This window comes from Williamsia maris (assembly GCF_024171815.1).
Classification (GTDB): domain Bacteria; phylum Actinomycetota; class Actinomycetes; order Mycobacteriales; family Mycobacteriaceae; genus Williamsia_A; species Williamsia_A maris.
In genome coordinates, this window is record NZ_JAMTCJ010000003.1 from 38,113 (window position 1) to 60,635 (window position 22,523).

Here is a 22,523-nt window from a genome sequence, read left to right on the forward strand (position 1 = left end):
CGGGTTGGTGTCCATGTGGACATGACTTCCCCACGCGAGCACGGGCACGCGCGTGTGTCAGGTTACGCCAGCCCCGGTGTCCTGGGCAAATGTGTCGAGGTCGGCACGCTTCCCGCCCGTTCGACCCCCAGGAGACCCCGTTGCCACGCCCCACCATGCGGTTACGCCCGGATTCCGCGGTCAGCGAGGCCGCCAATCGCAGCTGGTGGGACTCCGACGCCGGCGACTACCACGACGAGCACGCCGCGTTCCTCGGCGTCGACACCGCCTCCGGCGAGTTCGTCTGGTGTCCGGAGGGGCTGCACGAGGGCGACGTCGGCCTGCTGGGCGACGTCGCCGACCGGGACGTCCTCGAGATCGGCTGCGGCTCGGCGCCGTGTGCGCGCTGGTTGCGCAGCCGGGGCGCCCGATCGGTGGGACTCGACGTCTCCGCCGGGATGCTTGCGCGCGGTCGCGTCGCCGGACGGGACGACGCCTCCCCCGTCCCGCTGGTGCAGGCGGGCGCCGAACACCTGCCCTTCGCCGACGCCTCGTTCGACATCGCGTGTTCGGCGTTCGGCGCGGTCCCCTTCGTCGCCGACTCGGCCGGGGTGATGGCCGAGGTGGCGCGGGTGTTGCGCCCGGGAGGTCGCTGGGTGTTCGCCGTGAACCACCCGATGCGGTGGATCTTCCCCGACGATCCCGGTCCGGCGGGCCTCACCGTCGCCATCCCCTACTTCGACCGCTCCCCCTACGTAGAGGTCGGCGACGACGGCACCGTCACCTACGTCGAACACCACCGCACGATCGGCGACCGGGTGCGTGAGATCCGTGCCGCCGGTCTCGTCCTCGACGACCTCGTCGAACCGGAATGGCCCGAACATCTCGACCGCGAGTGGGGACAGTGGAGCCCGCTCCGCGGTCAGTACTTCCCCGGCACCGCGATCTTCTGCTGCCGCAAACCCACCTGAGACGTCAGCCGGTCGGGGTCATGCGCGGTCACCGTCCGGGGACAATGAACCCATGGCGCATTCGATCGAACTGCTGGTGGACCCCGACACCGACGCCGCGGTGCGTCGGATGTGGACGGCACTGATGGACAGCGGGCTACCCAGCCAGGGCAACCACCGATCGAGTTCCAACCGTCCCCACATCACCCTCGTCGCCGCCGAGGGGATCGACGCGGCGGTCGACGACGTCGCCCGGACCCTCGGATCCCGCTTGCCCCTGCGCGTCGACATCGGGGCGACCGTGGTGTTCCGGGGCGGGCGGTCGACGGTGGCCCGACTCGTGGTCGCGAGTCGGGACCTGCTCGTACTGCACCGCGAGGTGTACGAGATCGCCGGCCCGTTCGTCCGCGGCGAGGTGTTCGCGCACTGCGAGCCGGACCGGTGGACACCGCACCTGACGGTGGCTCGACGGGTGACCGACGACCAGCTCGGGCGCGCCATCGCGGTCGCCGACGACTCGGCGCACGGGGAGTCGTTGACCGCCACCATCATCGGGATGCGCCGGTGGGACAGCGACGCCCGTGCCGACGTCGATCTCATCTCCGTGTCGGAGTGAGCGCTCCGCCCGCGGGTGAGCCAGGCGCGATCAGTGCGCGGCCTCGTCCCAGGACAATCCGAAGCCGACCGAGACGTCCAGCGGCACCGACAACTCGATGGCCCCGCCCATCTCGGCACGTACCAGCGCGTCGAGCTGTTCGCGCTCACCGTCGGCGACCTCGAACACCAGCTCGTCGTGCACCTGCAGGAGCATCCGCGACCGCAACTGCGCCGCGGTCAGCGCACGCTGCACGTTGATCATGGCGACCTTGATGATGTCGGCGGCGGTGCCCTGGATCGGGGCGTTGAGCGCGGCCCGTTCGGCGACCTCACGTCGTTGTCGGTTGTCGCTGTTGAGATCCGGCAGGTAGCGACGACGCCCGAACAGTGTCGAGGTGTACTCGTTACGGCGGGCCTCCTCGACCGTCTCCTGGAGATAGTCGCGGACACCACCGAAACGCGAGAAGTACGCCTCCATCTGTTCCTTGGCCTCACCGGTGCTGATCTTGAGCTGTGCCGAGAGCCCGAAAGCGCTGAGTCCGTAGGCGAGTCCGTACGACATCGCCTTGACCCGGCGGCGCATGTCGGCGGTGACCTCGTCGATCGGCACACCGAACGCCCGAGAACCGACGAAGCTGTGGAGGTCCTCACCGGTGTTGAACGCCTCGATCAGCCCGGCGTCCTCGGACAGGTGCGCCATGATCCGCATCTCGATCTGGCTGTAGTCGGCCGTCATGAGCGACTCGTACCGGGTCGCGTCCGGGCCCTGCCCGACCACGAACCCCTTGCGGATGTCGCGACCGGCGTCGGTGCGCACCGGGATGTTCTGCAGGTTCGGCTCGGTCGACGACAGGCGGCCGGTCGCCGCGATGGTCTGCGTGAACGTGGTGTGGATACGTCCGTCGTCGGCAACGGATTTGAGCAGTCCGTCCACGGTGACCTTGAGGCGCGTTGCGTCCCGGTGGTCGAGGAGGTGCGCGAGGAACGGGTGCTCGGTCTTGTCGAACAGGGTCTGCAGCGCATCGGCGTCGGTGGTGTAGCCGGTCTTGGTGCGCTTGGTCTTCGGCATCTCCAGCTTGTCGAAGAGCACCGTCTGCAACTGCTTGGGCGAACCGAGGTTGATCTGCTCGCCGATCGCCTCGAAGGCGAGGTCGGCGGCATTGCGGATCCGAGCGGCGAACTGCGACTCCAACTCGCCGAAATGGTCTGTGTCGACACCGATCCCGGACGCCTCGATGTCGGCGAGGACGATCTGCAGCGGCAGCTCCATCTCGGTGAGCAGCCCCAGCGAGTCGATGGTGGTCAGCTCGGCGTCGAGCGTCGCCGCCAACTCGTGGACCGCCTGGGCGTTGATCATCTGCGCCTCGGCGACCCGCTCGCCGTCCCCGCCCTCGTCGAGCAGCGACATCTGCCCGTCGTCCGGGGTGTCGTCGGCGACGAGCTCGCGTCGCAGGTACCGCAGGGCGAGGTCGTCGAGGTTGAACGACCGTTGCCCCGGGCGCACGAGGTAGGCGGCGAGCGCGGTGTCGCTGGTGATCCCGGCGATCGGCCACCCCCGACCCCGCAGGGCGTGGATGGCCCACTTCGCCTCGTGCACGGCCTTCGGGAACTGCGGATCGGCCAGCCACTCCGACAGTGCCGTCTCGTCGGCGGCGTCCATGACCGCGGTGTCGAGATAGGCGGCCTCGCCGTCCTCCGCGGCGAAGGCGATGCCCTCGGTGTCGGAGCCGAAGACGAGACGCGGCCCGACCACCGACACCGCGCATCGACCGGTGCGGGCATGGGCGTCGAGCCAGTCGGCGACCGCGCCGGCGGCCAGGACCTGTCCGCGCACGTCGAACCCGGATTCCGCCTCCGGTTCTACCGAGCTCAGGGTGGTGAACAGTCGGTCCCGCAGCACGCGGAACTCGAGGTCGTCGAACAGTTGGTGGATGCGGTCGCGATCCCACGGCGCGAGTTTGAGGTCGTCCGGTCCGAACGGCAGCTCCATGTCACGCACCAGTTCGGTGAGCTGACGGTTGAGCTGCACCGACGCGAGGTGCTCACGCAGACCGTCGCCGACCTTGCCCTTGACCTTGTCGGCGTTGTGCACGAGATCGGCCAATGTGCCGTACTCCCGGATCCATTTGGCCGCGGTCTTCTCCCCCACGCCCGGGATGCCCGGGAGGTTGTCGCTCGGATCTCCGCGCAGCGCAGCGTAATCCGGGTACTGCGACGGGGTGAGGCCGTACTTCTTGTCGACCTCCTCGGGGGTGAAGCGGGTCAGCTCGGACACCCCCTTCTTCGGGTACAGGACCGTGGTGCCGTCGTCGACGAGCTGCAGCGAGTCCCGGTCGCCGGTGACCACGAGGACGCGATACCCCTGTGCGCGCGCCTGGGTGGTCAGGGTGGCGATGATGTCGTCGGCCTCGTAGCCCTCGATGGCCATCACCGGGATGCCCATCGCACCCAGGACGTCCTTCGTGAGGTCGACCTGACCGTTGAACTCGTCCGGCGACTTGCTGCGCTGCGCCTTGTACTCCGGGAACATCTCGGCGCGGAACGTCTGACGGGACACGTCGAACGCCGCCGCGATGTGGGAGGGCTGCTCGTCCCGCAACAGGTTGATGAGCATCGACGTGAAGCCGTAGACAGCGTTGGTGGTCTGGCCCGACGCCGTCTTGAAGTTCTCCGCGGGCAACGCGAAGAACGCCCGGTAGGCCAGCGAGTGGCCGTCGAGCAGCATCAGCGTGCCGTTGCCCTTCCCGCCTTTCTTCTCGGACGAGGCGGGGGCGGTGGTCGACGTTCCGGCAGGGCTCACCGGACCGAGTCTAGAGAGCCGCCCCGACAGCCGACACAGCCCACGAACATTGAACTCCCGGTAAACGGTTTCGCCCGGCCAACCCGACGATCGCGCACTAGAGTCCCAAACCAGGGTCACGGCAGTAGCTGATCGGCCACATCCTGCGATCGAGCCACTGGAGGTAACTCGCCGATGTCACGGCTTGTCCCGCGTTCGCCGACATTCGCCGTCCGATGGTTGGCCGCGGCGCTCCTGGGGGTGATCGGGGCACTCGTCCTGGGCGCCGCCCTCGGGCCGGCCGCCGCATCCGCCGCACCCGGCGACGAGGTCCGCATCTTCGGAAACCTACGCAACGGAACCGAGCGCGTCGCCGACGTGAAGGTCGTCGCCAGCAACGGCTCGGGTGCCGAGGTCGGGACGTCGACGTCGAGTGCCACCGGCGCGTGGTCGATCACCCTCGCCCCCGGCAACTACACCGTGGCGATCGACGAGTCGACCCTCCCCAAGGGCATCGAGGTGCAGGAGAAGACGCGCTCGATCCCGGTCGTGTTGACCGCGGGCACCGACCGCCCGGTCATCTTCTCGTTCGGGGCGCAACGGACGTCGACCGAGGTCTCGGCGGTGTCGAAGCTGACGCGTCTGGCCATCGACGGACTCCGGTTCGGCCTGATCATCGCGATCACCGGTGTGGGACTGAGTCTGATCTTCGGCACCACCGGGCTGACCAACTTCGCCCACGGTGAGCTGGTGACCCTCGGAGCGGTGATCGCCTGGGCCATCAACGTGAAACTCGGCCTCAACCTGATCCTCGCGACCGTGATCGCCGTTGTCATCGGCGCCGGGATCGGAGTGCTCAACGAACTCGGCATCTGGCGGGTCCTACGCCGACGACGATCCGGGCTGGTCGCACAGCTCGTCGTGTCGATCGGCCTCTCGCTGGTCGCCCGGTATCTGATCCTGATCTTCTTCTCCGACCGCAACCAGCCCTTCGCCGACTACCAGGTGCAGACACAGATCGGTTCGGGTCCGTTCGCGATCACGCCGGTCAACCTGTTCTGCATCATCGTCAGCCTGGTGGTGCTCATCGCCGTGGCGACGATGTTGCAGCGCACCCGGATCGGCAAGGCCATGCGCGCGGTCGCCGACAACCGCGACCTCGCGGCCTCGTCGGGTATCGACGTCGACCGGGTGATCCTGTTCGTCTGGGCGCTGGCCGGCGCGCTGGCCACCCTCGGTGGTGTCTTGTTCGCCCTCTCCGAACTGTCGGGGCGGGTCCAGTGGGAGATGGGATTCAAGCTGTTGCTGTTGATGTTCGCGGGCATCACGCTCGGCGGTCTCGGTACCGCCTACGGCGCACTGTTGGGCTGTGTGATCGTCGGATTGCTCGTCCAGGTCTCCACCTACTGGGTGAATCCGGACCTCAAGTACGTCGGCGGGCTCGTGGTGTTGATCGTCATCCTGGCGATCCGCCCCCAGGGCATTCTCGGATCACGCGCAAGGATCGGGTGAGAACGTGGATCTCATTTCTGCACTGCAGACATCGCTCGCCCAGCTCGTGGGCCCGTCGGCGATCTTCTACGCACTGTTGGCGATCGGCCTCAACCTGCACTTCGGGTACACCGGACTGCTGAACTTCGGTCAGATCGGCTTCGCACTGCTCGGCGGGTACGGCGTGGGCATCATGGCCGTGAAATACGACCTGCCCATCTGGCTCGGGTCCATCATCGGCATCGCCGCGGCGGGATTGCTGGCGCTCGTGCTCGGTCTGCCGACCCTGCGCCTGAGAGCGGACTATCTGGCCATCGTCACGATCGCCGCGTCGGAGATCCTCCGGTTGATATTCCGATCCACCTCGACCGACAGCGTCACCGGATCGACCAACGGCCTGTTCGGATACGCGGACGGTTTCTACTCGCTGAGCCCGTTCGACAACGGCAAGCAGTACTCGTTCGCCGGCGTGAAGTTCCAGGGAAGCGACCTGTGGTCGATGGTCGTGGGCTGGCTGCTGGTCGCGCTGCTGTGTCTGTTCGTGTTCCTGCTGGTGCGCAGCCCGTGGGGTCGTGTTCTCAAGGCGGTGCGCGAGGACGAGGACGCTGCCCGCTCGGTCGGCAAGAACGCCTACTTCTACAAGATGCAGGCACTGGTCATCGGCGGATGCATCGGTGGTCTCGCCGGCGTGTTCAACGCCCTGCAGACCCAGTCGATCAACCCCGACTTCTTCTCCACGGCCCAGACGTTCTTCGCCTACGGCGCCCTGATCCTCGGTGGCGCCGCCACCGTGTTCGGGCCGGTGCTGGGCGCAATGCTCTTCTGGTTCCTGTTGTCCATCCCCGATGTCCTGCTCCGACAGGCCACCGACGCCGGATACATCGATCTCACCCAGCAGCAGGTGGGCGCGGTCCGGTACGTGCTCCTCGGCCTGGCCATCGCCCTGATGATGGTGTTCCGGCCCCAGGGAATCCTCGGAAACAAGCGGGAGGTCCAGCTCGATGCCAAGTGACTCCGACACCGCCGAGCACATCCCGTCGGCCGCGAAGCTCAAGACGTTCAGCGCGGAGGAACGCGCCCGGATCTTCGCGGGCATCGAGGCGACCCCCGGCTCGGCGAAGCCCGATCCGATCATCACCGTCGACGGCATCACCCGCAGTTTCGGCGGTCTCACCGCGGTCGACGTCGACCACCTCGAGATCCAGCGGGGCGCCATCACCGGTCTGATCGGACCCAACGGTGCGGGCAAGACCACGTTCTTCAACCTGATCACCGGGTTCGACAAGCCGAACTCGGGCACCTGGTCGCTCAACGGCGAGCCGCTGGGAAAGCTGGTCCCCCACCAGGTCTCGCGACGCGGCATGGTGCGTACCTTCCAGCTCACCCGCGCGTTGGCCAAGCTGTCCGTGCTCGACAACGTCCGTCTCGGCGGTCGACACCAACGTGGCGAACACTTCCTGGCCGCGCTGGCCCCGTGGACCTGGCGCAAGCAGGAGGAGGAGATCACCGAGCAGGCCCATGCCCTGCTCCGTCGTTTCCGTCTGGAGGAGAAGGCGAACGACTACGCGGGGTCGCTGTCCGGTGGGCAGCGCAAGTTGCTCGAGATGGCCCGCGCACTCATGTGCGAACCCGAGGTCGTCATGCTCGACGAGCCCATGGCCGGTGTGAACCCCGCTCTGACGCAGAGCCTGCTCGAACACATCAAGTCGCTGCGCGAGGACGGCATGACCGTCGTCTTCGTCGAGCACGACATGGATGTCATCCGCGACATCAGCGACTGGGTCGTGGTGATGGCGCAGGGTTCGGTCATCGCCGAGTCGTTGCCCGATCGCCTCGGCGACAACGAGGCCGTCGTCGACGCCTACCTCGGTGGCCACCACGACCAGGCCCTGGAGTTCGACTCCGACGGCAACCCGGTGGGCGAGACCGCAGTTCTGGCCCACGAGGTCGACGAGGCCATCGAGGAGACACTGCAGGCCGGCGGCGACCTGTCCGATCCACCGCCCAGCGGAGCCGCTCCCGGTCCGGTCCCCGGCCGCCACGCTTCCGACACCGCCCCCGGAGAGGATCCCCGGTGACCGAATCACCCGAGAACGCACCCACCACGTCGTCGGAGGAACTCACGCCGGCGCAGCTCGCGGCGACGCCCGCCGAGCACCAGAAGCGGGCGGGCAACGCCCTCATCCGCGCCGACGACATCACCGCCGGTTATCTCCCGGGCATCAACATCCTGGAGGACTGCAACTTCTACCTCAACGACGGTGAGATCGTCGGCATCATCGGCCCCAACGGCGCAGGCAAGTCGACACTGCTCAAGGCATTGTTCGGCCTGATCCCCATCCGCAAGGGAGCGGTCACCCTGCGCGACGAGGCGATCACCTCGGCCAAGGCGCATCGTCTGGTGCAACTCGGTGTCGGCTACGTGCCGCAGACCCAGAACGTGTTCCCGTCGCTGACCATCGAGGAGAACCTCGAGATGGGGATGTACCTGCGGCCCAAGAAGTTCAACGAGCGGTTCGCCGTCGTCGCCGATCTGTTCCCGCTGCTCGCCGAGCGGCGCAAGATGAAGGCCGGATCGCTCTCGGGTGGTGAACGCCAGATGGTCGCGATGGGCCGGGCGCTGATGATGGAACCGTCGGTCCTCCTCCTCGACGAGCCGTCGGCCGGGCTGTCGCCGATGTTCCAGGACCAGGTGTTCATCCGCTGCAAGGCGATCAACGCGACCGGCGTCTCGATCGTCCTCGTGGAGCAGAACGCGCGCCGCTGTCTGCAGATCTGCGACCGCGGCTACGTGCTGGATCAGGGCCGCAACGCCTACACCGACACCGGCGAGACCCTGCGCAACGACCCGAAGATCATCGAACTGTATCTCGGCACCCTGGCGGGCAGTTCCGAGAAGTAGTCCGCTCCGGCATCATTCGCCCTCGGATACGACGAAACCCCGCACCTCCGTCCGGAGATGCGGGGTTTCGTCAACTGCGGGTGTGCTTACTTACCGGCCACCGAGACGTACTTGCGGGTCGGCTCGAGCAGCTTGTTGGATCCGTCGAACTCCAGGATCCCGTACGAACCGATGGACGGCTCGCCGGCCTCGTTGAAGTCGAGGGTTCCGGTCACACCGTCGTAGTCGATGTCCTTGCCCTGATTGACCAGGTCGAGGCACTGCTTGTACGCGGTGCACTTCTCGCCACCGGCGGTGACCGAGTTGATCTGCGATGCGATCGAACGGCCGTTGGTCGACTTCGCCTGCGCCGCAGCCAGAGCGGTGATCACCGTGGCGTCGTAGCTCTCGCCGGCGTAGTTGTAGTCGATCAGCTTGGGATCGGCTTCCTTGAGCCGAGCCTGGAACTCCGCACCGGTGTTGGTCAGCGGCGTGGTGCCCTTCATGCCCTTGAGCAGTCCACCACCGACGGCCTCACCGAGGGCGTTACCCATGTTGCCGTCGACGCCGTAGACCGACTTGCCGTCCGTCGGTCCGATGCCCACCTCGTGCATGCGGGTGATGATCTTCGCGCTCTCGTCGAAGCCGATGACCGCGACACCGTCCGGGTTGAAGTTCTTCACCTGGTCGACCTCGGCGTTGAACGACTGGGCGTTGGGGTCGTAGATGATCTTCTGGATCTGGTCGGCCGGGATTCCGGCGGCCTCCAGGTTCTTCTGCGCCTGCTCGGCCAGGCCGGTGCCGTACGGATCGTTCAGCGCCAGCAGCGAGACACGCTGGACGCCGTCCTCGGCCATCGTCTGGGCGAGCGCCTGCCCCTGCAGGATGTCCGCGGGCGCGGTACGGAAGTACTGGCCCTTGTCCTTGTAGCAGGTGAACTCGTCGGAGGTGTTCGCAGGCGAGAACATTACGGCGCCGGCCGTGGCGATCTTGTCGAGCACCTTCAGCGACACCGACGACGACGCTGCGCCGACGATGACCTGCGCACCCGAACCGAGCTCGCGGTCGACCGTGGCGCTCGCGGTGTCGGTGGTGGTGTCACCGGAGTCACCGGTGATCTCCTGGACCGGCTGACCCAACACGCCGCCGTTGGCGTTGATGTCGGTCACCGCCAGCTTGACGCCGGCGAATTCCGGCGGCCCGAGGTAGGCGAGGCTGCCGGTGGCGGGCAACAGGGTGCCGACCTTGAGCGGCGCGGTGGTGACCGGGCCGGGGGTGGCCTTCTCGACCCCGCCGGGGCAGTTCAGCTTCTGGGACAACCCGAGACCCGAGGGGGCCGGGGTGGACTCGATGCTGACGCTCTCCGACGGAGATCCGGAACTGCCCCCGGAATCCCCACTGTCGCTACTACTACAACCGGCCAGTGCCACCACGGACACCGCCACGACTACCGCACCACTCATGAGATGGCGACTCGACATCAATGTTCTCCTCGCAGATGACATTCGAGGGCGGCGCGAACGGAAGACGCGAATTGGGAGACCGCACCTCGACCCGGTAAAGCTAGCGCGGTTGTGTTGCCCGCGAGTTACGTTCACCGAAACCCGGCGGCCATGTGGAAGACAGGTGCGAACGCGAGTCCCTGGCGGGACTCACTTCTCGTCGAGGGTCTCGATCACGACGTTGGCGACGGTCTTCATAGTGGTCCGACGATCCATCGCGGCCCGCTGGATCCACTTGAAAGCCTCTGGCTCGCTCAATGATTGACTCGTCATTAGCAATCCTTTGGCGCGCTCGACGAGCTTGCGCGTCTCCAGGCGTTCGGTCAGGTCGACGACCTCACCCTCGAGCGTGGTCAATTCGGTGTAGCGACTGACGGCGACCTCGATGGCAGGCACCAGGTCGGCCTTGCTGAACGGCTTCACGAGGTACGCCAACGCTCCCGCGTCGCGGGCCTTCTCGACGAACTCGCGCTGCGAGAACGCGGTCAGCATGACAACCGGGGCGAGTCGCTTCTGCGCGATCTCGGCGGCCGCGTCGATGCCGTCGCGGACGGGCATCTTGATGTCCATGATCACCAGGTCGGGCTTGAGCGACTCGGTGAGATCAACGGCCACCTGACCGTTCGCAGCCTCGCCGACGACGTCGTATCCCTCTTCACGGAGCATCTCGATGAGGTCCATGCGGATGAGTGAGTCGTCCTCGGCGACCAGCACACGGTGGGTCGTGCGGGCATCGCCCTCGGACTCTGTCGACGACGCTGATGTCACAGGGGTGAACCTCCACGGTGAGTAGTCCGGTGCACCCGTCGTGACGACGCTGTTCACGGTGGGCAACCGATGGAGAGCACAGTACCGGTTACCGAACGGGTGGGCCGATCATCTAATGTTGTGCTTCGCGCACGCCCCCGTAGCCCAATTGGCAGAGGCAACGGATTCAAAACCCGTCCAGTGTCAGTTCGAGTCTGACCGGGGGCACCCTTCGTCCACGACGCCGATGCTCGTTCGGCGTCCGTAACCGCCCAGCCGACGGGTCAGTCCTTGTCCTTGCTGCGCCAACTCCGCTCGAACGGCAGTCGCCATGCGTGCGGCGCGATGAGCTGGTGGATCGCGTTCGGGCCCCACGACCACGGGCTGTAACTGCGCACCGGCGGCGGGTCGGCCAGCAGCGGCGCGGAGACCTCCCACAAACGCTCGATGCCCTCGGCGGTCGTGTACAGCGTCCGGTCGCCCTTCATGGCGTCGAGGATCAGCCGCTCGTAGGCCTCGAGGACCAGGCCGGCGTGTTCGTGCTCCCCCATCCCGAACTGCAGGCTGAGCTTGTCGAGCTTCATGCCCGGCCCGGGCCGCTTGCCGTAGAACGACAGCGACACCTTGAACACGTCGGCGAGATCGAAGGTCAGGTGGTCCGGACCATGTTGTCCCACACCGGATCCCTGCGGGAACATGCTCTTCGGCGGCTCGCGGAACCCGATCGAGATGATGCGTTGCCCTTCGGCCAGACATTTGCCGGTGCGCAGATAGAAGGGGACGCCGGCCCACCGCCAGTTGTCGATGCCGCACTCGAGGGCGATGAACGTCTCGGTCTCCGACTCGGGCGCGACGCCCGGCTCGTCGCGGTAGCCGATGTACTGCCCGCGCACCACGTCGTGCGGGTCCAGTGGCTTCATCGACCGGAAGACCTTGTTCTTCTCCTCGCTGATCGGTCCGGGCGCCAACTCGGTCGGCGGCTCCATCGCCACGAACGCGAGGATCTGGAACAGGTGGGTGACCACCATGTCGCGGAAGGCGCCGGTCGACTCGTAGAACCCGGCGCGTCCCTCCAGCGACAATTTCTCCGGGACGTCGATCTGGATGTAGTTGATGAAGTTGCGGTTCCAGATTGGCTCGAAGAGACCGTTCGCGAATCGGAACGCCAGGATGTTCTGGGCCGATTCCTTGCCGAGGAAATGGTCGATGCGGAAGATCTGCTCCTCGGCGAACCACCGGTGGATCGACGCGTTGAGCTTCTTCGCGCTGGCCAGGTCGGTTCCGAACGGCTTCTCCATGATCACGCGGGAGCGCTCGACGAGACCGGCCTCGCTCAGCATCTCCAGCACGGCCATCGCCGCCTTCGGCGGAACGCTGAGATAGTGCAGCACCCGCGCCGATCCGCCGATGGTGTCCGACGCCGTGTTCACCGCCTCTGCGAGTGCGGCCGGCCCGTCCCCCTGCGACACGTAGGTCAACGAGTCGACGAACTCGTCGACGGCCTCCGACGTGAGACTGCGGCTGGAGAACTCGAGGCAGGCCTTCTTGGCCGCGGCCCGGAAGTCGTCGGTGCTGATCTCGTCGAGCGACGTCCCGACAACCCGGATCGCCGGCGTCAGCTTCGACATCGACAGGTGGAACAGACCCGGCAACAGCTTGCGTTTGGCGAGGTCTCCCATCGCCCCGAACAACACGACCACGTGCGGATCTACGTCATCGGACTGCTCGAGATGATCCATGGTTTCGCTCACGCGATGATCGTCCCACCCTGACGCCCCCGCGGCACGACGAGCGAAGGCGGGGTTCGGACGCGGGGAGAGCCGATCGCGTCGTATCGTGATCCCGGCGAACGAGTCCCGATGGTCACAACGCGCGAAGAAGGACATCTCTCCATGAGCGAGTCCACCACTCTCGACGCAATCGACGAGGACGGATCGCCCACGCTGTCGCGGCGGCAGATCAACGTCATCTTCGGCACCATCATGCTGGGCATGCTGCTCGCGGCGCTCGACCAGACGATCGTGTCGACGGCGCTGCCGACCATCGTCGGCGACCTCGGCGGCTCGCAGCACCTGAGTTGGGTGGTGACGTCCTACATCCTGGCGCAAACCATCGCGTGCGTCGTCGCGGGCAAGTTCGGCGACCTCTTCGGACGCAAGCGCGTCTTCCAGGTGAGCGTCGTCATCTTCATCCTGGGTTCGCTGCTCTGCGGCCTCGCGCAGGACATGGGCTTCCTCATCGGCATGCGTGCGATCCAGGGCATCGGCGGCGGCGGCATCACCGTCACCGCGACGGCACTGATCGGCGATGTCATCCCGCTGCGGGAGCGCGGCAAGTACCAGGGCATGCTCGGCGCGGTCTTCGGTGTCACCACGGTGATCGGCCCGCTGCTGGGCGGCTTCTTCACCGACCAGCTGTCCTGGCGATGGGCCTTCTACGTCAACGTCCCCATCGCGATCATCGTGATCATCGCCGCGGCCGCCACGATCCCGGGCCTCAAGGGCGGGGTTCGGCCCAAGATCGACTACCTCGGCGTCGTGTTCGTCGCCCTCGGCGCAAGCGGCCTGACCCTGGCCACGTCGTGGGGCGGAACCCAGTACGCCTGGGGTTCACCGATGATCATCGGACTCTTCGTCGGATCGGTGGCCGCGCTCGGGGTCTTCGTCTATGTCGAACTCCACGCCGACGAACCGATCCTCCCGATGCGTCTGTTCACCAAGAAGGTGTTCACCATCGCATCCATCCTCAGCTTCATCGTCGGCTTCGCGATGGTGGGCGCACTGACGTTCCTGCCGTCGTATCTCCAGTACGTCGCCGGTGCGTCGGCCACCAGTTCCGGGGTTCGTCTGCTCCCGATGGTGGTCGGGCTGCTGATCACGTCGCTGCTGTCCGGTCAGGTCGTCGGGAGGACCGGGAGGTACAAGATCTTCCCCATCGCCGGAACGGTGATCATGGCGGTCGCGCTCTACCTGTTGTCGACGATGGACCAGACGACCTCCACCCTCGTCCAGTCGCTGTACATGCTCATCCTCGGCGCGGGCATCGGTCTCGCGATGCAGGTCCTCACCATCGTCGTGCAGAACACGTCGGACTATCGGGACCTGGGCTCGGCGACCTCGGGCGTGACCTTCTTCCGCACCCTGGGCAGCTCGTTCGGCGCGTCGATCATGGGGACCGTCTACGCCAACCGACTCGACAGCGTCCTACCGAAAGCCCTTGCCGAGGCCGGCGTCTCACCGTCGGCGGTGTCGGATCCGACTGCACTGCACCGACTTCCCGAGGCGCAGCAGACCCCGATCATCGCGGCGTACGCCGAGGCACTGCACACGCCGTTCCTCGCCGTGGTCCCGATCGCGGTGATCGGACTCCTGCTGGCGCTCGTGCTTCCACAGGTGAAACTGCGCGGCACCTCCGGCGACGCGGTGAAGAGCGCGGGAGAGGGATTCGCCATGCCGGTGTCGCAGACCTCTGACGAGCAGCTCGAGACCATCGTGGGACGCATCGTGGCGAACACCTCCGACGCCACCGAACAGGTGCTGGCGCGGTCGGGGACGGACATCGACCCGGCAACCGCGTGGGGGCTCATCGGGATACGCATCCGCACACGGGTTCTGGACATTCCGGCCCGACAGGACGACGCCGAGGACCGCCTGGGGATCCCGCACGGCGTCCTCACGTCCTACTACGACGATCTCGTCGACGCGGGTCTCATCGTCCGCACCGACAACGCCTTCGCATTCACCGAGCTGGGCGCGAGAACGATGGACGCGATCGGCGACGCCTGGCGGGACTGGCTGCTCGAGCAGCTCCGCGAATGGCTCCCCGCCGAGGACGAGGTCGAACTCGCGGCCAGGGCGCGGGGGGCCGTGCAACGGTCGGCGCGACGTGCGATGGCCGAACAGCAGAAGGAGATCGTCCGCGCCTAGCGGACGCCGAGCCCCGCGAGCAGGATGTCGATGGCGTGCTCGACGGTCGTGTCGTCGGGCGGTGAGCCGTACATCAGCGTCGGACAGACGACGACGCCCGAGAGCATCGACACCGCCGCCTCGAGGCGGACGCCCTCGGCGACCTGCGACAGCAGGCGACGCGCGACGTGTTCGCCGTCGGTGACGAGATCAATTCGGATGCGAGCGATCTCGTCGACGGTCGCGCCCCACTGGGCGAGCACCATGAGGACACGGTCGAGACCGAGGTCGTTGATCGCATCGCGGAAGGCGTGCAGTTCGGCGATGAGATCGGTGCGCAGATCACCGGTCGGAGTGTGATGAGGCAGTTCGCCCAGGGCGGCCAGGGCCATGGTCAGCAGGTCCACCCGGGAGGGCCAGTGCGTGTAGAGCGTCGTCTTCGAGTACCCCGCGAGGCGGGCGACCCTGGCGTGGGTCAGTTCGTCGAATCCGTCGCTGGTCAGCACGTCGAGCGATGCACGGGCGACGTCGGTACGGGTTCGGGCAACGCGGGCGTCTTCCGCGGTTGCGCCGGCTCGTCCGGGGCTCATCGGGGCGAGTCCTCCTCGGGGGTCGGTGGCCGCCGTCTCAGGTGATCGGTCGACGGAAAAATTACCTCTTGAACTGTCAGACCAGTACTGTACTGTCAAAACAGCACGAAGGTGATGGCGTTGGAGACCAGCGGCGTCAACGCCCCCGTTCGAATTCTTGTGGGGCCGGTCCACTGCGACCCGGGTGTCGAGGTGTTGACCCGCCGATTCCACGCCACGAAGGGATCTTCATGTCTGCCATTCTTTTCGGCTCCATCAGCACCATCGCCGACACCTCCGAGCTCCAGCGTCGCGCCTTCAACGAGGCCTTCGCCGCGCACGGCCTGGACTGGAACTGGACCCGCGCCGACTACATCTCGATGCTCGGCTCGAACGGCGGCGCCAACCGCGTCGCCGAGTACGCGAAGTCCAAGAACGCCGACGTCGACTCCGCCGCGATCCACGCCACGAAGTCCGAGATCTTCCAGAAGCTGGTGGGCGAGGCCGGCCTGACCCCGCGCCCCGGCGTCGTCGAGACCCTGGCCGCAGCGAAGAAGAGCGACGTGAAGGTCGGGTTCGTGACCACCACGTCGGCCGACAACATCTCCGCGCTCCTCGACTCGCTCGGACCCGATGTCACCAAGGAGAGCTTCGACATCATCGTCGACTCCTCCAGCGTGTCCGAGCCCAAGCCGGACGCCGCGTCCTACACGTTCGCCCTCGACAAGCTGAGTGAGAACGCAGCCGACTGCGTCGCCATCGAGGACAACGAAGGCGGCGTCGCCGCAGCCTCCGCCGCCGGCGTCACGTGTATCGCCTTCCCGAACGAGAACACCGCCGAGGGCGACTTCAGCGCCGCCGTCGAGTCGGTCCACGCGCTCGACTCCGGTCGCGTCACCGCTCTCGCGGGCGTCTGACCCTCCCGTACGACCCGATCGGTGCCGGTCGGCCCGATCCACCCCCCACACTTCATCGCCATTCGCGCTGCCGCATCGACGCGGCGGTCAGAGGAGAATCACGTTGAGCAACCTTCAAGCACAGGTAACCGCCACCGACAGGGCATTTCACGTCGAGGGCTACGAGAAGATCGAATACGACCTGATCTACGTCGACGGCGTGTTCGACATCGCCAACACCGAACTCGCCGACAGCTACCGGCCCTACGGTCGGGCGCTGATGGTCGTCGACGAGTCGGTCCACGAGATCTACGGCGAGAAGATCCGCGCCTACTTCGCCCATCACGACCTCACCCTGCACGTCGTGCCGGTGCAGATCCGCGAGACCGCGAAGTCCCTGGAGACATTCGAGCGGATCGTCGGTGAGTTCGACTCGTTCGGGCTCGTCCGCACCGAACCCGTGCTCGTCGTCGGTGGCGGTCTCACCACCGATGTCGCGGGCTACGCGTGCGCGAGTTACCGCCGCAACACCCCGTACATCCGCATCCCCACCACGCTGATCGGGCTGATCGACGCCAGCGTGTCGATCAAGGTCGCGGTCAACTACGGCAAGCACAAGAACCGCCTCGGCGCCTACCACGCGTCGCAGAAGGTACTGCTCGACTTCTCTTTCCTCGCAACGCTTCCCGAGGATCAGGTGCGCAACGGCATGGCCGAGCTCATCAAGATCTCGGTGGTCGGCAACTCCGAGATCTTCGACATGCTCGACGAGCACGGCCCCGATCTTCTCCGCACCCGCTTCGGTCACCTCGACGGCACCCCGGAGCTGCGTGAGATCGGCGACCGCCTCACCTACCAGGCGATCGCCACCATGCTCGAGCTCGAGGCGCCCAACCTGCACGAGATCGACCTCGACCGGGTCATCGCCTTCGGTCACACCTGGAGTCCCACATTGGAACTCACTCCCCCGGCCCCGTTCTTCCACGGACACGCGATCAACATCGACATGGCACTGTCGACGACCCTGGCCGCACAGCGTGGGCACCTCTCGGCAAGCGATCGCGACCGCGTGCTCGGCGTGATGAGTGACCTGGGGCTGTCGCTCGACAGCGAGTACCTGACCGCCGAGCTGCTCACCGAGGCGACCAACTCGATCCTCAAGACCCGTGACGGAATGCTGCGCGCGGCGATCCCCGACCCGATCGGTTCGTGCCGCTTCCTCAACGACGTCACGACCGACGAACTGGCCGACGCATTGGAGATCCACAAGAAGATCTGCATCGCCTACGACCGCGAGGGCGCCGGGATCGACATGTTCACCGCCTCCGTGTCGGCGGGCGCGCATGCCTGATGGGGTCGTGGCGCCGCCCCGCCCGGTGACGCCGTCCACCATCCTCGCCGACGAGCTCACCGAGATCTGTCGGCAACTCGAGTTCGCCGCCGACGCCGATCCCGCTCTGGTCGACCGCCTGCGCCGATCCCGCGATCTCGCGGCGGGGATGGACCCCTACCTCGACGTCTGCACGACGCGGGAGTCGCCGGCCCTGGCCGAACTGGCTCGGCGCACCCGCTCGGCGGACTGGTCCACGTCGACCGCGGGTACGGGTCTCGAGCAGGAGATGTTGTCGGGTCACGTCGAGGGTCAGGTCCTGAAGTTCCTGGTGCATCTGTCCGGGGCCACTCGGGTGCTGGAAATCGGCATGTTCACCGGTTACTCGGCGCTGGCCATGGCCGAGGCGCTCCCCGAGAACGGTGAGGTGCTGGCCTGCGAGATGGATCCCGAGGTCGCCCACTTCGCCCAGGAGTGCTTCGAGCAGTCCGAGGTGGGGCGTCGGATCGCGGTGGCGGTCGGACCCGCGTCGGAGACCCTCGAGCGTCTGGCGGCGGCAGACCGGCAGTTCGATCTCGTCTTCATCGACGCCGACAAGCCGGGATACACCGGCTACCTGCAGCAGCTGCTCGACAGCGAGCTGTTGGCGCCGGGCGGGGTGATCGCCGTGGACAACACGCTCATGCAGGGGCAGCCGTGGCTCGACGACGCAGAGGTGACCGCGAACGGTTCGGCGATCGCCGCCTTCAACGCGGCGCTCACCTACGACGACCGCATCGAGCAGGTCCTGATCCCGCTCCGCGACGGTCTCACCCTGATCCGTCGAGTGGATCGATGACCACGACCGAGGACAGGTCCACCTTGACCGCTCCGGCCGGGCCGGGTACCGCCGGCGTCGGTCGGACCGTGGCCGCGCTCGCCGCGCTGGTGGCCACCCTGCCGCTGGACCTCGCGCTGGTCTCGGCGGCCCTGCTGCGGCCGCGGCCGACGCCGGCTCCCGCAACGGATCGCCGGACGGTTCTCATCACCGGCGGCAAGATGACCAAGTCGTTGTCGCTGGCCCGGGCGTTCCACGACGCCGGGCACCGGGTCGTGTTGGTCGAGGCACCGAAGTATCGGTTCACCGGCCACCGGTTCTCGCGTGCGGTCGACGCGTTCCACACCGTCCCCGAGCCGACGGCCCCCGGGTTCGCCGAGGCCCTGCGTGACGTCGTGGTCGCCGAGGGTGTCGACATCGTCATCCCGGTGTCGTCGCCCGCCTCGAGCATCCACGAAGCGCGGGCGCGCGCACTGCTCGACGAGCACTGCGAGGTCATCCACGCCGACCTGGACACGGTGACGATGCTCGACGACAAGGACGCGTTCTCCGCGACGGCAGAGTCGTTCGGCCTCCGGGTCCCCGACCACGCACGGATCACCGACCCGCGCCAGATCGACGACTTCGACTTCCCCGCGGGTCGCGAGTACATCCTCAAGCGGATCGCCTACAACCCGGTCGGCCGGATGGACCTCACCCGCCTGACCCGCGAGACCCCTGCTCGCAACGCCGAGTTCGCGCGCAGCCTGTCCATCTCGGAATCCGACCCGTGGATCCTCCAGGAGTTCATCGCCGGCCGCGAGTACTGCACGCACGGCACCGTCCGCAACGGCGCGCTGACCGTCTACGGCTGTTGCGAGTCGTCGGCCTTCCAGGTGAACTACGCGATGGTGGACAAGCCCGAGATCCGTTCGTGGGTCGAGCATTTCGTCAGTTCCCTCGGGGCGACGGGTCAGATGTCGTTCGACTTCATCGAGGGCGCCGACGGTCACGCCTACGCCATCGAGTGCAATCCGCGGACCCATTCCGCGATCACCATGTTCTACGACCACCCCGATGTCGCGGCGGCCTACCTCGAGGACGAGCACGCGGTGATCACCCCCAGATCGACTGCGCGACCGACGTACTGGATCTACCACGAGCTGTGGCGACTGCTCACCGAGTCGGGACGTCGCAGGGACCGGCTGCGGACCATCGCCGCGGGGACCGATGCCATCTTCGCGTGGTCGGACCCGCTGCCCTACCTGCTGGTGCACCATCTGCAGATCCCGTCGTTGCTGTGGAACAACGTGCGGCGTGGGAGTGGATGGACGCGTATCGATTTCAACATCGGCAAGCTCGTCGAGACGGGCGGCGACTAGATGGATGGGCAGCGTACCGTGTTGCAGCTCGTCGGCTCCGCCGTCGACGAGTTCCACGCCGATCTGTCCCGCCTGTACGCAGGCGGTTGCGTCGACGCGGTCGACGACCCGGCCCTCTACGACACCCACCTCGCCTACGTCGGCCCGGACGGCTCGTGGCGCTTCCCGACCGACCTGTCCGAGGCCTCGCTGACCCGGGCGCCCGCCATGGGTTTGCCTGCGGCGCTGGCGTACATCGAGACATTGCACGTCGACGTGATGGTCCCGCAGATGTTCTGCCTGCCCGGCATGACCGCCTACCGGGCGCTGTTCGACGCGTTGCGCATCCCGTACGTCGGCAACACCCCCGACCTGATGGCGATCGCCGCGGACAAGGCGAAGACCCGGGCGATCGTCGCGGCCGCCGGGGTCGCCGTTCCCGCCGGGATCGTGGCCCGCGCCGGCGAACACCCCGAGGTCGACCTGCCGGTCGTCGTCAAACCGGTCGACGCCGACAACTCGGCCGGTGTCACCCTGGTCCGCGAACCGGTCGATCTCGACCCCGCCATCACGCACGCCCTCGAGCACTCCGAGTCGGCCCTGATCGAGTCGTACATCGAGCTGGGCCGAGAGGTGCGCTGCGGCATCATCGTTCGCGACGGCGAACTGGTCTGCCTACCGCTCGAGGAATATGCAGTCGACGCGCGGTCCAAGCCGATCCGCCGGGCGGACGACAAGCTCGCCCGCTCCGAGGACGGCGATCTGTACCTCGTCGCCAAGGACGACGCGCACGCCTGGATCGTCGATGTCGACGACCCGATCACCGAGCGGGTGTGGGAGGCGGCCCGCCGTTGCCACGTCGCCCTCGGCGCACGTCACTACAGTCTCTTCGATTTCCGCATCGACCCGAACGGCGATCCCTGGTTCCTCGAGGCCGGGCTGTACTGCTCCTTCTCCCGCGGCAGCGTGGTCGCGGTCATGGCCGCCGCCGCCGGGATCGACGTCACCGAACTGTTCGCGACCACGCTTCGTGAGCTCACCCGCGAGAGGACATCGTCATCGACCACACAGCACTGAACCCGGTCGGCGCCCGCGTCACCGGCATCCGGGTCGAGGCCCTGACCGACGCGCAGACCGACCTGCTGCGCAACCTGTTGGCCCACCACGGCGTGATCATCCTGCCCGATCAGCACATCGACGACGATCAGTTCCGGCTGTTCCTGCGGAGCTTCGGCGAGACCGTGTTCACCGAGGGTGAGACCCCGGTCCCGGGGCACCCCGACCTCAACGTCATCAGCAACGTCGGCCGGACGACTCCCCCACGCTCGCAGTTCCACGTCGACACCAGCTACGTGCGCCACCCACCCGCCTACACCGCCCTGCGTGCGGTCGACGTCCCCGAGCAGGGTGGACAGACGTTGTTCAGCAACCAGTTCCGCGCGTTCGAGACCCTGCCCGCCGACGTGCGGGAGAACCTGCAGGACCGCACGGTCACGCATGTGATGACCGGACTCGATCTCGACGAGGACGCCGAGACCTCCGCCGAGCATCCGCTGTGTCGGGTGCACCCGGTGTCCAAGCGCACCGCGCTGTACCTCTCGACGCCGCAACGCTGCGCCGCCGTGAGCGGTCTCAGTCCGGAGGAGGCCGAGTACACCGTCGCGTCGCTGCTCGAACACAGCACGCGTGAGGACAACGTCCTGCGGCACAACTGGTCTCCCGGCGACGTGGTCATGTGGGACAACCGCGCCGTGATGCACCGCGCCGACCACTCCGGTGTCGTCGGTGACCGCGTCATGCACCGCGGCATGGTCGCCGAGGCCGTCTGACGGTGCCGTCGGGACTCAGTCCTTGGGCGGGAAGTACTTGATCAACGCCTCCTGCGCGACCGTGGTCGCGAGGACGCCCTCGCGCGTGAAGAACCGGCCCGAGGCCAGTCCGCGCGATCCCGCGGCGACCGGGGACTCGGTCGCGTAGAGCATCCACTCGTCGAACCGGAAGTCGCGGTGGAACCACATCGAGTGGTTGACCGTGGCGGCGAACAACCGGTCGATACCCCACGACAGTCCGTGGGTGGTGATGATCGAGTCCAGCACGGTGGTGTCGGAGGCGTAACACATCGTCGCCACGTGCAGCAGCGGGTTCTCCGGCAGTCGACCGTCGGCCTTCATCCACACCCGGTTGTCCCGGAGTCGTTCGCCGGACTCACGCGCCTTCCAGGTGGGGTCGTTGGCGAACCGGATGTCGATCGGGTGGATGGCGTCGACGAACGCCGCGATGCGGTCCTCGTACCCCTTGAAATGCTCGCCCAATGGCGGCAGATCCTCCGGGTACGGGACCTCCGGCGTCGAGACCGTGTGTTCGAGGCCCGCGGTGCTGTCCTGGAACGCGACGAGCATCGTGAAGATCTCGGACTCGCCCTGCATCGCCGTGACCTGACGGTTGGCGAAGCTCCGCGCGTCCCGGGAGCGGTGCACGTGGTACTCCAGCGGCTGCGTCACGTCGCCACCACGGATGAAGTGCGCGTGCAGCGCGTGCACCGGGGGGTTCCCCTTGACGATGGTGCGGCCGGCCGCGATCACGCCCTGCGCGAGCAGTTGCCCACCGAACGTCCGCGCGGTCACCTGCTCGGGATGACGTCCGATGAAGACGTCGTCACCGGTGTCGGTCAGCTCGAACAGGTCGAGGAGTTTGTCGAGATCACTCTGCACAATCACGTCCGTCATCGTCTGCCCCCTGC

The 22,523-nt window shown here is 67.0% G+C and carries 19 protein-coding genes and 1 tRNA gene; 14 read left to right on the forward strand and 6 right to left on the reverse strand.

Translation table 11 applies throughout. The features are described from left to right. Positions 1-155: 155 nt before the first annotated feature. Positions 156-950 carry a class I SAM-dependent methyltransferase gene (locus tag LX13_RS13545; protein ID WP_253662738.1) on the forward strand — a complete coding sequence of 265 codons (795 nt, stop codon included), beginning with the start codon at positions 156-158 and terminating at the stop codon, positions 948-950. Between the two features lie 52 nt (positions 951-1,002). Next, positions 1,003-1,545, forward strand: coding sequence for a 2'-5' RNA ligase family protein (locus tag LX13_RS13550; RefSeq protein ID WP_253661883.1), 543 nt, complete (start codon positions 1,003-1,005; stop codon positions 1,543-1,545). A gap of 30 nt (positions 1,546-1,575) precedes the next feature. On the opposite strand, the gene polA is transcribed toward LX13_RS13550, so the two are convergent. Next, positions 1,576-4,326 (reverse strand): DNA polymerase I, encoded by a 2,751-nt coding sequence (polA, locus tag LX13_RS13555; RefSeq protein WP_372499909.1) that lies wholly within the window; start codon positions 4,324-4,326, stop codon positions 1,576-1,578. A 174-nt stretch (positions 4,327-4,500) separates the two neighbouring features. Here polA and LX13_RS13560 point away from each other — a divergent pair, with 174 nt between their 5' ends. From LX13_RS13560 to LX13_RS13575, 4 genes are read left to right on the forward strand one after another with little or no spacing between them, the layout of a single operon-like run. After that, positions 4,501-5,817: a branched-chain amino acid ABC transporter permease gene (locus LX13_RS13560; protein WP_253661884.1), complete on the forward strand. Its 1,317-nt coding sequence runs from the start codon at positions 4,501-4,503 to the stop codon at positions 5,815-5,817. Between the two features lie 4 nt (positions 5,818-5,821). After that, entirely contained in the window at positions 5,822-6,808 is a 987-nt protein-coding gene (locus LX13_RS13565) for a branched-chain amino acid ABC transporter permease (protein ID WP_253661885.1), read from the forward strand. Continuing rightward, the gene (locus tag LX13_RS13570) at positions 6,798-7,874 is read left to right on the forward strand and encodes an ABC transporter ATP-binding protein (RefSeq protein WP_253661886.1); all 1,077 of its coding nucleotides are present in this window, start codon (positions 6,798-6,800) and stop codon (positions 7,872-7,874) included. Before LX13_RS13565 ends, LX13_RS13570 begins: the two co-directional genes overlap by 11 nt. Beyond that, positions 7,871-8,698, forward strand: coding sequence for an ABC transporter ATP-binding protein (locus LX13_RS13575; RefSeq protein ID WP_253661887.1), 828 nt, complete (start codon positions 7,871-7,873; stop codon positions 8,696-8,698). The genes LX13_RS13570 and LX13_RS13575 overlap by 4 nt, the downstream gene beginning before the upstream one ends. 86 nt (positions 8,699-8,784) lie before the next feature. On the opposite strand, the gene LX13_RS13580 is transcribed toward LX13_RS13575, so the two are convergent. Continuing rightward, on the reverse strand, positions 8,785-10,158 hold the full coding sequence (locus LX13_RS13580) for an ABC transporter substrate-binding protein (RefSeq protein ID WP_253661888.1): 1,374 nt from the start codon (positions 10,156-10,158) through the stop codon (positions 8,785-8,787). A gap of 171 nt (positions 10,159-10,329) precedes the next feature. Next, positions 10,330-10,947, reverse strand: coding sequence for an ANTAR domain-containing response regulator (locus LX13_RS13585; RefSeq protein WP_253661889.1), 618 nt, complete (start codon positions 10,945-10,947; stop codon positions 10,330-10,332). A 133-nt stretch (positions 10,948-11,080) separates the two neighbouring features. Between LX13_RS13585 and LX13_RS13590 the strand changes: the two genes are divergently transcribed. Further along, positions 11,081-11,154 (forward strand) — tRNA-Leu (locus LX13_RS13590). 56 nt (positions 11,155-11,210) lie between these two features. Here the strand turns inward: LX13_RS13590 and zwf are convergent. Beyond that, positions 11,211-12,665: a glucose-6-phosphate dehydrogenase gene (zwf, locus tag LX13_RS13595; RefSeq protein WP_253662740.1), complete on the reverse strand. Its 1,455-nt coding sequence runs from the start codon at positions 12,663-12,665 to the stop codon at positions 11,211-11,213. Between the two features lie 153 nt (positions 12,666-12,818). Between zwf and LX13_RS13600 the strand changes: the two genes are divergently transcribed. Continuing rightward, entirely contained in the window at positions 12,819-14,852 is a 2,034-nt protein-coding gene (locus LX13_RS13600) for an MDR family MFS transporter (protein WP_253661890.1), read from the forward strand. On the opposite strand, the gene LX13_RS13605 is transcribed toward LX13_RS13600, so the two are convergent. Continuing rightward, positions 14,849-15,421 carry a TetR/AcrR family transcriptional regulator gene (locus LX13_RS13605; RefSeq protein WP_253661891.1) on the reverse strand — a complete coding sequence of 191 codons (573 nt, stop codon included), beginning with the start codon at positions 15,419-15,421 and terminating at the stop codon, positions 14,849-14,851. The genes LX13_RS13600 and LX13_RS13605 overlap by 4 nt on opposite strands. A 230-nt stretch (positions 15,422-15,651) precedes the next feature. Here LX13_RS13605 and LX13_RS13610 point away from each other — a divergent pair, with 230 nt between their 5' ends. From LX13_RS13610 to LX13_RS13635, 6 genes are all read left to right on the forward strand, one after another. Continuing rightward, positions 15,652-16,317, forward strand: a complete 666-nt coding sequence (locus LX13_RS13610; RefSeq protein WP_253661892.1) for an HAD-IA family hydrolase — start codon at positions 15,652-15,654, stop codon at positions 16,315-16,317. A 103-nt stretch (positions 16,318-16,420) separates the two neighbouring features. Continuing rightward, positions 16,421-17,647: a sedoheptulose 7-phosphate cyclase gene (locus tag LX13_RS13615; RefSeq protein ID WP_253661893.1), complete on the forward strand. Its 1,227-nt coding sequence runs from the start codon at positions 16,421-16,423 to the stop codon at positions 17,645-17,647. Continuing rightward, positions 17,640-18,464 (forward strand): O-methyltransferase, encoded by an 825-nt coding sequence (locus tag LX13_RS13620; RefSeq protein WP_253661894.1) that lies wholly within the window; start codon positions 17,640-17,642, stop codon positions 18,462-18,464. The genes LX13_RS13615 and LX13_RS13620 overlap by 8 nt, the downstream gene beginning before the upstream one ends. Next, positions 18,461-19,804: an ATP-grasp domain-containing protein gene (locus LX13_RS13625; protein ID WP_253661895.1), complete on the forward strand. Its 1,344-nt coding sequence runs from the start codon at positions 18,461-18,463 to the stop codon at positions 19,802-19,804. Before LX13_RS13620 ends, LX13_RS13625 begins: the two co-directional genes overlap by 4 nt. After that, positions 19,805-20,860: a D-alanine--D-alanine ligase family protein gene (locus tag LX13_RS13630; protein ID WP_253661896.1), complete on the forward strand. Its 1,056-nt coding sequence runs from the start codon at positions 19,805-19,807 to the stop codon at positions 20,858-20,860. It abuts the gene before it with no gap. A gap of 41 nt (positions 20,861-20,901) precedes the next feature. Next, a complete protein-coding gene (locus tag LX13_RS13635) occupies positions 20,902-21,612 on the forward strand; it encodes a TauD/TfdA dioxygenase family protein (protein ID WP_253662741.1) in 711 nt (236 codons plus the stop codon). Positions 21,613-21,627: 15 nt separating this feature from the next. Here the strand turns inward: LX13_RS13635 and LX13_RS13640 are convergent, their stop codons facing one another. Then, positions 21,628-22,509 (reverse strand): acyl-CoA thioesterase, encoded by an 882-nt coding sequence (locus LX13_RS13640; RefSeq protein ID WP_253661897.1) that lies wholly within the window; start codon positions 22,507-22,509, stop codon positions 21,628-21,630. Between the last annotated feature and the right edge of the window lie 14 nt (positions 22,510-22,523).